This is a genomic window from Turneriella parva DSM 21527 (genome assembly GCF_000266885.1).
Classification (GTDB): domain Bacteria; phylum Spirochaetota; class Leptospiria; order Turneriellales; family Turneriellaceae; genus Turneriella; species Turneriella parva.
Genome location: NC_018020.1, coordinates 2,850,800 through 2,863,830, shown reverse-complemented (window position 1 = coordinate 2,863,830; position 13,031 = coordinate 2,850,800). Strand labels below are relative to the sequence as shown.

Genomic DNA, 13,031 nt, shown 5'->3' with positions numbered 1-13,031 from the left:
ACACCGAAGCAGTATTATTTATAGTTTATCGAAGTAATGGAGCGCAAGCAGCGTTTTGCCGTCGCTGATCTTGCCGTTCTTCATCATGCGGCCGAGTTCTTGGTGGCTGAACGCTTTCTTGTTCGAAAAAACTTCGTCATCGTCATGGTCCGCAACCTTTTCGCTCAGCTGGCGCGCCGCAAAAAGGTGCAGCACTTCGGTTGAAAAGCTGATCGCCGGGTGGTACTGCAGGCATTTTTTCCAGTGGCGGGCAGCAAAACCTGCTTCTTCGGCCAATTCTCGCTTCGCACATTGCAGAATCGTTTCGTTGTTCTTCTTTTTACCTGCGGGAATCTCCCACGATTTGGCGCCCGAGCCGAGACGGTATTGCTCGACCAACCATAGGTACGTTTTTCCCGAACGCAGCTTTTCGACCGGCATAATCGCCGCCGCATGCGGGTATTGCAGCAGGGGCTTTTCACCGAACCGGGTCTTGACCAGCGTGAACGAAATTTCTTTGTCGCGATAAAGAACTTTCACAGCCCCAGCCCCGCCAACAATGTTTCAACTTCTGCTTTCGAAGCTGCTTCGGCAATAATGCGCACGAGCGGCTCGGTATTCGATGAGCGTAAATGCACCCAGGCCTTATCTCCGCCCGCAAGCGTACCACTCAAATGAAAGCCGTCTGTGGTGTCGAGCGCCGCTGTCTTGAAGAGACCACGCGCCCGATCGACCGCCGCTGACATCTGTGCGGCGGTGACGTTATGCGCGGTACGCTTCACCATGACTGTCGGTGCAATCGCCGCAACGTGCGCTGACAGCGGTGCGTGGCCAGAGGCGATCAGCGCGACTATATGCGCAACGCCCGCGAGGGCGTCGCGGCCCAATGACGGTATGCGCGCATCGATGACGCCGCCATTACCCTCACCGCCAAACGGGGCTTTCAGCTGCTGCATTTTTGCCACCACGTTCGCTTCACCAACCGCAGAGCGCACAAACTTGCAGCTGCGCATCGACGCGGCAGTTTCACTCAGCATCGAGGTTGAAAGGTTTATCACAACGGTAGACTTCGGCTTCACAGCCGACAGAATTGCGAGTGGCAGCGTATACTCTTCGCCGATCGCGCGCCCTTTTTCATCGACGATCGACAGCCGATCAGCGTCGGGGTCGAAGGCAAACCCGACATCGGCCCGGTGCTTCTTGACTGCAGCCGCTAGCTTCTTCAATGCCGGCGCCGTAGGTTCAGGTGGTCTCGGAAATGAGGATGTCTCAGCCAAATGAATCGCCTCGCACCTGACGCCAAGGCGCGCCAGAAGCTTCACGGCGATCTCTGCGCCGCATGAACCCACGGGGTCGATCACAGCCTTTAGCCGGCGTTTCGGCTTTTTCACCACTTTCATGATCGAGGCAATGTGCAGATCAATTGCGGCATCGTGTGCATCGACCACTCGCCCCTGTTTTTTAAAATCTCCCCAGAAAGCAGTGGTATTCAAGGCGCTGACAAACTTCTCGTTATCTTCAGCGTCGAAGAACATGCCGTTTTTCTTGATGAATTTCAGCGCATTATAGGCCGCAGGGTTGTGCGAGGCACTCACCATGAGCCCGCCTGCGAGTCGCCTCGCGTTGACGTACGCCTTGATCGTCGGCGTCGGCACGAGCCCCAGGTCGTGCACGTCACGGCCGAGCAGGGTCAAAACTCCCGTCGCAACTTTGAGAAGGCCTGGCCCGGTCGCACGGGCATCGCGCGCAATCGCCACGGGCCCCGCAGGCAGCACGGCGGCAAAGGCGCGCACGTACTGAATCCACTGGTCGGGTGAGATATCGTCAGGGTAAACACCCCTCAAACCCGAAATCGAAAACTTGAGCGTCGGCGATGCGGTATTCACTTGAGCTCCTGATAGATGGCTTTTCGGTCGGTTTCGATGCTGTCGCGAAATTGTTTTGTACGGTAGGCCGTGTAGAGCGTACAAAACATGTTCAGCGCAAAGCCCAGAAGAAACACGAGGCATGCGAGCAAGAATGCCCCCCTTGTCACAACCTCATGCGGGGTTTTATCTTCGAGTATAAAAACACGGTAGAGCACGTAACCCACGACGGGCAATGCGCCAAAAGCTGCGTAGTAGCCTGTTAACGGCAGTAACGCAAGCACGAACAAGATAATCAGATAGACGAAAAGCGCAATGCGGAGCGTCTTCTTCAAGGTGCTTTCTCCCCCGATTCGGCTGGCTTCGCCTCGTTATCGCCATCCACTGAAATTTTGACTGCCCCCTCTTCGGGTGCGTTTACGGTTTCGGCGCTGACTGCCGGTATGGTCGCAGCCGATGGCTCCGGCGGTTTTGGCAATACTTTTGGCTTTTCGATAATGCCATTGGCAATCAGAATCTGGCGAATTCCATGCACAACCGACGATGAATCTTCGGGGTTTTCATTGGGTAGCGTGACCACGGTAAAGATGCCGATGCTCAGCATAAAAAAGCCGGCCTGCAAAACGAGCACGAGCCCCGCAAAAATCGGCAGTTTGGCTTCACGGCGACGACGTTTGAAGTGCCAGATAGCCGCAATCAACGCGATGAGGCAAACCGCCATCGCGGGAATATTGATAATGACTGGGGTAAAAAGCTGTATTACCAGCGCAATCAGCGCAACAGCCACGAGCAGAATATTGACGAGCAGCACGGGAAAACCTGAGAAACGCAGAGTCGTCGTCTATCGAGAAAAGTGGGGAGCGACCATAAAAAAACCCGGCACCACCGGTGCCGGGTTCTTGGCCTCGACTTGAATCGATCTGCCTGAAAACTAACCGTCTACGCGTTCGATAACAGTCGCAATACCCATGCCGCCACCGATACAGAGTGTAATCAGCGCATAACGGGCCTTGCGGCGTTCGAGTTCGTCAACCGCAGTCCCCAGTAAAATTGCTCCCGTGCCCCCGAGCGGGTGACCGAGCGCAATCGAACCGCCGTTCACGTTAATTTTTTCAGTAGGGATGTTCAGTTGCTTCTGCACGTAAAGTGGTACGGCAGCAAAAGCCTCGTTGATTTCCCACAGGTCGATATCTTCAACTTTCAGCCCCGCTTTTTCGAGCGCGAGCTTTGAAGCCGAAACCGGGCCTGTCAGCATGATCGTCGGCTCTTCACCTGAAACCGCCATCGAAACGATGCGCGCACGCTTCTTGAGGCCGTGCTCTTTTACCGCCTTTTCAGATGCGAGCAGTACGACACCGGCGCCGTCGACAACGCCCGACGCATTGCCACCGCCGTGAATGTGGTTGATCTTGCCGAGTTCAGGATACGTCTTCAGCGCCATAGCATCGAAGACTTTTTCGCCCACACCTTTGAAGAGCGCCGGCATACGCGACAGGTATGCGAAATCCCATTTTGCGTTTGGGTACTCATCTTTATCGACAATGGTGCCGTCGTCTTTTTTGACCGGCACAATCGACTTCGCAAAGCGATTATCTTTGATCGCTTCGTCGGCCTTCTTCTGCGACGAAGCGGCGAACTGGTCGGCTTCTTCGCGCGTAATGTTATACTTGGTCGCAATGATGTCAGCCGAAATACCCTGCGGCACGAGATTATAGTGAGCAGCAATTTTCGGATTACCAATCGACATGGCTGTGCCCATGTTTTCTTCGGTGGTTTCGCCTGCGTCAGAACCCATTTTGCAGCGGCTCATCGATTCGACACCACCGGCGACGACCAGGTCAAACGCCCCACTCTGAATGTAGGCTGCTGCATCGTTCACAGCCTGAAGACCCGAACCGCAGAAACGGTTAACCGTGTAACCGGGAACTTCTTGCGGCCAGTGTGCAGCCATGACGCCGTAACGCGCGATACACGCCGCCTGGTCGCCCACCTGCGTGACGCAGCCAAGAATTACGTCGTTGATTTTTTCGACCTTGAGGTCTTTGTTACGTTTCGGCAGCTCATTTAAAAGCCCCGCCACCAGCTCTTGCGGATGTACATCTGCGAGAGACCCTCTTTTGTTGCCGCGCGCGCGCGGCGTGCGAATTGCATCGACTACATATGCTTCTGCCATGTTGCCCCACCTTATTTTAACTTTTCATGATCTCCCCGCTTCGCGCGGATATCATGAAAAGCATTAGTATCGTGTGTATGCACGATCGAACCCCTTTTTGGTGGTCCAATCCTGCCGTAAACCAAAAACGCGTCGAAATTGATCGACCCGTTGGGACTGCCCGGCAGGTCGAAATGTTCGACATTCCAGTACCACGATGAAACGACGAAATTCAGGAAAAGCGGGCCTAAGCCCGTTCATAGAGCGATTTACGCTTCGAAAATCGCGGAACTTTTCCTGAAATTCGTCGTTTTGCGACCTGCCGCGCAGCCCCGTTATTCGGTGCGACAGAATGCCGCAGCGAATAACGGGTAGTTTTAAGCGCTAGATCCTGCTGAATTTTGAATGTACTGCTTAAGGGCAAACCCACCAATAGGCTATGTTACAAAACTTCCCCATACTGTACTATCTGCTTGGTTCGACGCTTCTTTACTGGCTGATGCTGCTTTTTGCCAGCCTGTCGCATTCGCGCGGTTACACGATTGCGGGCTTTCTGCTGGCGCTCGGCAATCGCGACAACATGCCCGAACGAACTGCATTTATGGCCAGGGCCGACCGGGCCGCAAAGAATATGGGCGAGAATCTGCTCATATTTGCGATTGTCGCCCTGGCATCGGTGAGTGTTGGCGGGCAGCGCGACCTGGCCCTGCTCGGCGCACAGATATTCTTGTTCGCCCGCCTGGCCTATTGGCCGATCTACCTTGCGGGCATAAAATACGTGCGCACGGTGGTGTGGGGTATCGCTCTGGCGGGCGTAGGGTTGGTCGTAATTTCCATGATTTGATCCTTAGGCCGGCTGCTGCTTCGCGGCACAACACGCCGAGATGAAACTGCTCGCCCCAAAAAGCTGGCCACTCTTCTGGCCAATACCGATCGAGCATTACGATCACGTTAAGAACATTCTGACGCGTGAGCTCTTTTGGAACGTTCGCCTGGCGTTAAGCGGCCTTGGAATCGCAATAGCGCTCTATTATTGGTTGCTTTCGCGCGAGACCTCACTGGCGGGTCAGCTGAACATGATCGTAACGCAGGGCTTGGCCACTGCTGCTATTCTTGCTTACTTTATCTTCGGCGAAAATCTTGTCTCTCCGATTCGGCTCCGCATGGTAGTGGCTTCGGCGCTGGCGGCAACCTCTGGTGCCGTACTGGGACTGGGTCTTTATCTGCAGCTGCCACTTGTTCGTGACTTTTATAGCCTCACGACCATATTTACGATGATCGTAGGTGTGACAGGCGCGGCATCGTTCACATTCACGGTGAGCCCGCTGACCTTTTTGTGTTTCACCCTGCCCTTTGCGCTGCCTGCTTTCGTTTGGCTCTGGCGCTCTGCCCCCGGTATTGCTGGGCAGGTTCTGATAGCGATGGTTTTACCCTATTGCACTAGTATCTTCTTTCTGGTTCTGAGGGAATACCGCAGGCGAGTTAACCTCATACTCACCGAATTAAATCTGAAAAGAGAACAAGAACGTTCAGAAAGCCTTCTGCTCAATATTCTTCCGTTCGATACGGCGCAAGAACTGAAGCATCTCGGCAAGGCAGTACCGGTCGAATATGAGAAGGTTACAGTTGCCTTCACCGACTTTGTCGGCTTCACGCGCATCGCCGAGAAGCTATCGCCGCGCGACCTCATCGACGAACTCGACCGATGCTTCAGCTATTTTGACCAAGTGACAGAAAAATACGGGCTTGAAAAACTGAAAACAATCGGCGATAGCTTCATGTGTGCCGGTGGTCTGCCCCGAAAAAACACCACGCACGCAATCGACTGTGCCCTGGCTGCTCTTGAAATACAGGCTTTCATGAACCAGATGAAACAAATTAAGCACAACCAGGGGCTCGATTACTGGGAGCTGCGCCTCGGCATGCACACGGGCCCGCTCGTTGCAGGCGTTGTGGGCGAGAAGAAGTTTGCCTATGACGTCTGGGGCGACACAGTGAACACCGCAAGCCGCATGGAGTCGTCAGGCACAGCAGGCGCAATTAACATATCGCGCCCCCTTTACGAAGAGCTGCGTTTTCTGTTTACGTGTGAGTTTCGCGGCACGGTGAATGCGAAAAATAAAGGTGATCTGGAAATGTATTATTTGCGCGGCATTCGCCGGAAATTTTCGGTCAACGGCGAAGGACGGGTACCCAATGATCGCTTTCGCGAAATCTACAGCCGAATTGAACGGGGTGCTAAACTGGTACCGCGCGCAGGCCGAAAGACTACTCTTTCCACTTAATGCATTCGCCAGGGCAATCGTCTATCGATTCTTGAATTTTCGCGTAATCGGCCTCGGGCACTTCTGCATTGTTCACGTTCGCGCCGCTGTTGTGCGTTTCGGCGAGGTCGTCACTATCGAGGCGAAAATAGCTCGGATGTGTATCTGCGCAGAGGCTGCAGCTCGTACAATCGTCTTTCACCACGTGAACTATTTTGCTCATACAGATAAATTGTGAAAATAAAACACTCCGTCAAGTTTTTGTGCCTCGGGCTTTGCCCAACCCCGCGACAAGCCTTGACAACGCAAATGCTCAACACCATGTTTACCAATGCGCCTTTTTATACCCCCTGTCGAAAACCGCTTTATTCCGTGGCTGGCATCGAAACTCTATTTTCCGCTGCTCGCCGCGATGCAGAATATTCGCGAAGTGGTCATCAAACCCGAAGACATCGAGCAGCTGAGAAAATTCAAATCTGAAAGGCTGCTCTTCTTCACGAACCACCCTTCGACTGCTGAACCACCGCTCGTGTTTTACCTCGGGCGCTTGCTCGGCCAGCGCTTCAAGTTCATGGCCTCGCGCCAGGTCTTTAACTGGCAGGGTGGCGCGATTGGGTGGTTTATCCGGCGCATCGGCGCCTATTCGGTCATCGCCGGCGTGCCCGACCGCGATGCGATGAAACTCACCCGCAAGATTCTGAGCGAACCCACCGGCAAGCTCGTGATTTTCCCCGAAGGTGAACCCACCTCAGGTGAAGTCGATACGCTGATGCCATTTCAGCCGGGCGTCGCGCAGCTTGGGCTCTGGGGTCTCGAAGATGCACGCAAACTCGACCCGAACGCAGATATTAATGTCTGGTACGGATTTATGAAGTTCATCATCATTTCGCCGCGGGAAAAAATTCTGCACGATCTGAACAAGTCTTTGGTGAAAATTGAAAAGAAAATCGGCATTGCAGATCTGAACAAAGACAAACATTTGCTGCACCGGTTTCTGACCGTCGGCCGCTACCTGCTCGAAAAGGCCGAAAAAGACTTTGCTGTCACGCCAGAAACGGACAAAGGTTTTGACTTTCGCATCGGGCGCGTTCGCCACGCGATGCTCGACCGCCTCGCCGAGAAACTGCAGGCAGCAAATTACGACAAAAAAGAAGACGCAATTCGCAAATGGCGCAGCCTGTTTGCCCTCGTCGAACTGCACCAATTGAAATACCCAGACCCCAAACTGCCGAAGCTGAGCGCCAAGACCATTAAAGAGGCGCACAGCGACGCCGTGCAGATCTTTGACTTCATAGTCATGAAACGCGACTATATTCTTGATAATCCGACTCCCGAACGGCTTTACGAATGGCTTGACCGCTACGAATCTTACCTTTTCAAAAAGGTACCACGCGCACTCGGTGGCGTGCCCTCTCACCTGCCGAGGCGCGCACACATTCTGTTCGGCAAGCCTTACCAGCTTTCAGAACTCGTGACCGAAAACCGTCGCGACCGCAAGGCAGCCGTCGAAAATTTCACGAACAAACTACGCGCTGATATGCAGAAGCTGCTCGACGAAGCGCAGAGCCTCACAAAGCCGCTTTTCCCCGCAGAAGAAATACTAGCGGTTAAGTCGCGAATACAGTAAGTTGATCATATGAGTTCTCAATCCGCCTCGGCTGCACAGGGACTCAAGACTTGCAGCTGCGGTCACAATCGTCACCACCCTCTGGTGATTCGCAAGAACAAATACTCGCGCTGGGGATTTTTTGCTCTGCTGCTCGGCATATCTGTAAAACCAATCTTTGCGCGCTACCAGTGTACAAAGTGCAATGAACTCTTTGACGAGACCTCTGACCCGGTTGAGCTCAATAAGTACCTGATGTGAAGCGCGCCCCAGACGCTGTGGGTAGCTGCGCAAGGCATCTGCCTTGACGGCGTGTTTCGCCCGCAGAATAGGTCGAAAATTATCGACGCGTCTTCGGAGGACACATGATTCAGAACAACTATTTCGACAACAATGCAGATTTGCTCTTCACAGTTGACCATTTTGTCGACTGGGCGACGATTATTCCGCTCAAAGAAGAAGGCTTCAAAGATGCGGCCGAATATAAGGCGACGGGCGACAAGCACCTCGAATACGCCCCTGCAACTGTCGAAGAAGCACTGGAAGGATACAAAGCTGTTTGGCAGCAATCGGGCGAACTCGCCGGCATCGAAATCGCCGGGGCTGCCCGCTCGATGGAAAAGCACGGTCTCAAATTTAATAACGGCAAGGTGACGTTTCCGCCCGAGACGATTAAACTCATCGATCTGTTCGCTGGCTCAGGGCTGCTCGGCTATTCTATGGGCCGCCACCATGGTGGGCTGAACATGAACCTCACCGCCTCATCAATCGTCATGGAACTGGTTTCGCAGGCTGATTCTGCCTTTGGTATCACGCTCGGTTGCTTTAACCTCGCAGAAGTCATTGAGCGTTTCGGCAGTAAAGAGATGACCGACACCTGGGTGCCGAAGATGTCTGCCGGCGAGGTCACAGGCGCAATGGCGCTGACTGAACCCAATTACGGTTCAGACCTCTCGCGTGTGATGACCCGCGCAGTCAAAGACGAACAGGGGGTCTGGCGCCTCACGGGCACCAAGCGTTTTATTACCCACGGCTGCGGCGTCGGCGACCGCCCCAGCGTCATTTTGACGCTCGCGCGCTCAGGCGGCGCTGGCGCAAAGGGTTTGTCATTTTTTCTCGTGCACAGCTCAGAAATTGAGGTTGCGCGCATCGAAGAAAAGCTTGGCCTGCATACTTCGCCCACCTGCGAAATCGTGTTCGAAAACAGCAAGGCTGAACTGATCGGCGAAGAAGGCCTCGGCCTCGTTCGTTATGCAATGGGCATGATGAACGGCGCACGCATGGGTATTGCCGTACAATCGCTTGGTATCGCACAGGCAGCGCACGCCGAAGGCCGCAAATATGCTTCAGAGCGCGTACAGTTCGGCGCCACGATCGACCAGCTGCCGGCCGTGAAGCGCATTATCGAAGACAACGAAGCACTCTGCCAGGGCATGCGGGCGCTTGTCTATCGCGCCTGCGAAATTGTCGATAAGTACGACGGCCTCTCAAACAAGCTGCTGAAAGAAACCGGTGACGAGCGCGCGGTGCGCAAGAACGAAGAAGTTGTGCGCCTCGACAAACTCGCAAAACTTCTCACCCCGACTGCGAAGCTCTTCTGCTCAGAAGAAGCAAACTTCGTTGCCTACCACTCGCTGCAAATTTTTGGTGGGTCAGGTTATACCGAAGAATATGATATCGCCAAAATCTACCGCGACGCCCGCATCTGCACAATTTACGAAGGCACAACACAGCTTCAGGCTGTTGCCGCAATCGGCGGCATCGTCGAAGGTCTGCGCGAGGGCGGCTTTCTCATGGCGCACCTGCGCAGCGAAATCGGCCGGCTCAGCGACAGCAAGACGGCAGCCGCACTGACGGCTGACGTCGAAGCCCTGGCGAAACTGGTACCACAATACAAAGAACGCACCGAAAAAGAAGCCGTTTCCATCGACATGGTGGCGGCATTCTCGCGCATCTACGTTTCGATATTGCTGGCGCAGCAGCTGCAGATTGCCAAAGAGAAAGGCCTCAAAGAAATTGCCGAATCAAAAGCGAAGGTGTTTCCCCATTTTCATGTGATGAGCCGACGCTACCTGGCAGGCCTTACCGTGACATTGAGCGCGGCCGCTTAAAGAAAGAATGCCGGCATCGCCACGGTGCCGGCAACGTTAAAACAAATGGCTGAAACAGCGTACGAAGGGCGGCAAGGGCATATTCGGGCACTCGACCTGCCCAAAATCGACGTGTTCGAAAACATCTACCCTGACCGCGACTACAATATCAGGTTGGAGTTTCCCGAATTCACAGCCATTTGTCCGAAAACAGGTCTGCCCGACTTCGGTGTGGTCACGATCAACTATTCACCTGACAAATACTGTCTCGAACTCAAATCACTGAAAGAATATTTTCTCAGTTACCGCACTGTCGGCATTTTCCATGAGAACGTTGTCAACCGTGTGCTCGACGACATCATTCTCGCGGCTGATATGCGCAGCGCCGAAATCAGCGTCGTTTACAATCCGCGCGGCGGCATAACGACCACGGTCTCACGCAGCTACTCGCGCTAAGAGATGCAGCCTTCTGCCCTGCGTCCTCTTTGGCTGCGCTATCTCTCGATTCCGCTTTATCTCATAGCTGTCATGCTGCTGACACGCGCGATCATCTCGCTGCAGGGCCGGTTGATACCCGCCGCGACCATCTCGACCACAACCGGGATTGGCTTTATGGCATTGATGTACAGCGTCATCGCCCAAATGGTGGCTTTCTTACTGCCGGCACCCCTGCTTCTCTATTTCACAGGTGGCCGTAATTATACCTATCGCAAGACTGATTCACGCTACCTGGTTATTGCCTGTGCGCTGATTCTGCTCGTGATGGTATTGTTCAGCCTGCTTTACGCGGTACTCGATACCAAACCCAGCCAGCTCGCTTATCTGGATATGAAAGACATCCTCAAAAACCGCGGAGCCTTTCTCGTGCTGACCTCAGTCGTCGTACCAGCCTACGAAGAATGGGTATTCAGGGGCCTCTTTTTCGGTGTTCTCGTTACTGACTCTGAGCGCAGCCGCGACAGTGTGATAGCGGGGCTTTTTGTTTCTTTGATTTTTTCCGCTGTGCACGTAGAAGGAGCACACAGCCTCACGGCGCTGCCGCCCATATTCGCGATGTCACTCGTTTTGCACGCAATGACATTTCGGAGCGGAAGCCTCTGGCCGGCCTTCTGTGCCCATTCGCTGCAGAACCTGCTGGCCGCTTCAACGATGCTCGCTGCTGCCGCAAAAACTCAGGGCTGATCAGGCTGCGAGCCGCAGGTCAACGACGACACAGCTCGAATCGTCGTCGTGGTTCATCGAAGTCTGCGTGGCGTGTTGAATATCGCGATCCAGGGCAGCCAGAAGTTCTGGCGGCGCAAGCTGACCAGACTTCAGCAAAAAATTTTCGAGCCGTGCAACAGAATACGGACGCCCCTGAATCGCCCCGGCTTCAATAACGCCATCAGAATAAAGAAATAACCGTGAGTAATCGTTCATGCTGAGTTCGGCTATTTCATACGACATCTGCGGCAAAAAACCGAAGAATTTACCCTTCGGCTTCACCTTTTCAAGCCCTTGTCCGTCGCGGCGAAGAAGGTATATCGGCGGGTGGCCGGCCTGAGCGAAGAGTATCTTGCGCGCCGAAAAATCGAGCAGGCAATAAGCCGCTGTTACAAACTGCTCTTGCAGATGCGGGTACAGCGCGGCATTCATCTTTTGCATTAACTGGGCCGGGTTTGCAGCATTCTCACGCTGCTGCAAAAATACCGTATTGAGTGTGTTCACCATGAGCGCAGCGGCGATGCCATGCCCCGAGACATCTGCAATCAAAACACCGGTTACGTTCTCAGATATTTCATGAAACCCAAAAAAATCCCCGCCAATTATTTTCATGGGCTTGAACAGCGTTTCGATCTGCAGGTTCGCATTGCTTATGCTGCGGCGCGGCAGCGCGAGATTCTGAATCTGCGCAGCCAAAGACACCTCTTTTTTCCAGTCGCGCAGTTCTTCTTTCTCGAACGCAGACCGCTGCAAACGCTGGGCAAGAGCGAGGGCCACACAGATGACAGTCACAAGAAAACCTGCATCCGCAAATTTATATTGCGTGGCAGAATAAAAATAGAAAATAACGTCATTGAGTACCGCGACACCATAGGTCAAAAGACCAATCAGAACCAGCTGCGCGCCCTCGATATTCTGTCTCACGCCTTGTATCGCGCCGAAAATCGCAAACGCCAGCGACAGAGCCATAACCGTCACACCAAACGGCAGACCGACATTTAAGTATAACGGAATAAACACCGGAAAAGCAGCAACAGTGGCCAAAAACAACGCCATCGCACTGCCATACCAATATGCGAGCCGGCGAATCACCGGATAATGCAGCTGAAAATACCGCAGGGTAAAACCGGTGAGTGCAAACGGAAATGCTGCCACCAGTAGGTGTATCAGCGCCGCGTTAAAAATGAAATCGTTCCAGAGATAATAGCCAAGTCCATTCATGCCCAAGATATGCGCTGACATCGCCAATGACAGCAGCACATAATGCAGATTGGCGCGACGATAGTGCTTATCAGACACAAGGGCAAAATGAAAAATGGCAATCATGAACATGGCTGCCGATAAGAAGGCCGTCATCAGAAAAATGAAGTTATACTTCTCTTTTATCGCCTCAAGACCACCGAAGTAGATATGCGAATTGCCATAAAGCCCACCGCCGCCATGAAAGCCAGTGATATCGAGGGCCAATTCTTGCCGCAAACCCGCACGAAGCAACTCTGCTTTCACCGGGTACCACGAAAATGCCTCTGATGAATTCTGCGGATATCTGAATGCGGGCGATACTATTCCTTTGTCGGCGATCAGTTGGCCGTTTAGCGAGATACGTACCGCTGCCGAAACCGGCGGGAGAATAATCGCAAAATCACCGGTGCGCAATTCTGCAGGTATATCGATCGCCAGGCTAAAGCGCCCGTTGGCGACATTCTTGATGCCCTGCAGGCGCCATTCTTTATCGACGCGTAATTTGTGTGTGTCGGGGCCTGACGAAAACTGCCAAAAACCACGCAACGAAGTTGCGCCGCGATCAGCTAACCGTATTTCAGCAGTTTCGATGAAAGCAAATATGGGTGTGAGCACGAATGGCAGAAGCAA

14 protein-coding genes are annotated in these 13,031 nt (G+C 53.6%); 7 read left to right on the top strand and 7 right to left on the bottom strand.

Annotated elements, in window-relative coordinates; translation table 11 throughout:
- Positions 1-18: 18 nt before the first annotated feature.
- From TURPA_RS13775 to TURPA_RS13755, 5 genes are all read right to left on the bottom strand, one after another.
- Complete coding sequence (locus TURPA_RS13775; protein WP_014803912.1) at positions 19-519, bottom strand: NUDIX hydrolase; 501 nt, start codon at positions 517-519, stop codon at positions 19-21.
- Entirely contained in the window at positions 516-1,865 is a 1,350-nt protein-coding gene (locus tag TURPA_RS13770) for a phosphohexomutase domain-containing protein (RefSeq protein WP_014803911.1), read from the bottom strand. The genes TURPA_RS13775 and TURPA_RS13770 overlap by 4 nt, the downstream gene beginning before the upstream one ends.
- A complete protein-coding gene (locus TURPA_RS23795; RefSeq protein ID WP_014803910.1) occupies positions 1,862-2,179 on the bottom strand; it encodes a hypothetical protein in 318 nt (105 codons plus the stop codon). The genes TURPA_RS13770 and TURPA_RS23795 overlap by 4 nt, the downstream gene beginning before the upstream one ends.
- Positions 2,176-2,655 carry a hypothetical protein gene (locus TURPA_RS13760; RefSeq protein ID WP_014803909.1) on the bottom strand — a complete coding sequence of 160 codons (480 nt, stop codon included), beginning with the start codon at positions 2,653-2,655 and terminating at the stop codon, positions 2,176-2,178. Before TURPA_RS13760 ends, TURPA_RS23795 begins: the two co-directional genes overlap by 4 nt.
- 120 nt (positions 2,656-2,775) lie before the next feature.
- Positions 2,776-4,017: an acetyl-CoA C-acetyltransferase gene (locus TURPA_RS13755; protein ID WP_014803908.1), complete on the bottom strand. Its 1,242-nt coding sequence runs from the start codon at positions 4,015-4,017 to the stop codon at positions 2,776-2,778.
- A 418-nt stretch (positions 4,018-4,435) separates the two neighbouring features.
- Between TURPA_RS13755 and TURPA_RS13750 the strand changes: the two genes are divergently transcribed.
- A complete protein-coding gene (locus tag TURPA_RS13750) occupies positions 4,436-4,840 on the top strand; it encodes an MAPEG family protein (protein WP_014803907.1) in 405 nt (134 codons plus the stop codon).
- A 40-nt stretch (positions 4,841-4,880) separates the two neighbouring features.
- Positions 4,881-6,281 (top strand): adenylate/guanylate cyclase domain-containing protein, encoded by a 1,401-nt coding sequence (locus tag TURPA_RS22015; RefSeq protein ID WP_014803906.1) that lies wholly within the window; start codon positions 4,881-4,883, stop codon positions 6,279-6,281.
- Here TURPA_RS22015 and TURPA_RS13740 read toward each other — a convergent pair.
- Positions 6,265-6,483: a ferredoxin gene (locus tag TURPA_RS13740; protein WP_014803905.1), complete on the bottom strand. Its 219-nt coding sequence runs from the start codon at positions 6,481-6,483 to the stop codon at positions 6,265-6,267. The two genes, TURPA_RS22015 and TURPA_RS13740, sit on opposite strands and share 17 nt — an antisense overlap.
- A gap of 108 nt (positions 6,484-6,591) precedes the next feature.
- Here TURPA_RS13740 and TURPA_RS13735 point away from each other — a divergent pair, with 108 nt between their 5' ends.
- From TURPA_RS13735 to TURPA_RS13715, 5 genes are all read left to right on the top strand, one after another.
- Positions 6,592-7,887, top strand: coding sequence for a lysophospholipid acyltransferase family protein (locus TURPA_RS13735; RefSeq protein ID WP_014803904.1), 1,296 nt, complete (start codon positions 6,592-6,594; stop codon positions 7,885-7,887).
- A 9-nt stretch (positions 7,888-7,896) separates the two neighbouring features.
- A complete protein-coding gene (locus tag TURPA_RS23460) occupies positions 7,897-8,127 on the top strand; it encodes a hypothetical protein (protein ID WP_014803903.1) in 231 nt (76 codons plus the stop codon).
- Positions 8,128-8,231: 104 nt separating this feature from the next.
- Entirely contained in the window at positions 8,232-9,977 is a 1,746-nt protein-coding gene (locus tag TURPA_RS13725; protein WP_014803902.1) for an acyl-CoA dehydrogenase family protein, read from the top strand.
- A gap of 45 nt (positions 9,978-10,022) precedes the next feature.
- Complete coding sequence (gene queF, locus TURPA_RS13720) at positions 10,023-10,412, top strand: preQ(1) synthase (protein ID WP_014803901.1); 390 nt, start codon at positions 10,023-10,025, stop codon at positions 10,410-10,412.
- Between the two features lie 3 nt (positions 10,413-10,415).
- Positions 10,416-11,138 carry a CPBP family intramembrane glutamic endopeptidase gene (locus TURPA_RS13715; RefSeq protein ID WP_014803900.1) on the top strand — a complete coding sequence of 241 codons (723 nt, stop codon included), beginning with the start codon at positions 10,416-10,418 and terminating at the stop codon, positions 11,136-11,138.
- Here TURPA_RS13715 and TURPA_RS22010 read toward each other — a convergent pair whose 3' ends face one another.
- Positions 11,139-13,016: a PP2C family protein-serine/threonine phosphatase gene (locus TURPA_RS22010; RefSeq protein WP_157210503.1), complete on the bottom strand. Its 1,878-nt coding sequence runs from the start codon at positions 13,014-13,016 to the stop codon at positions 11,139-11,141. It abuts the gene before it with no gap.
- Positions 13,017-13,031: the final 15 nt, after the last annotated feature.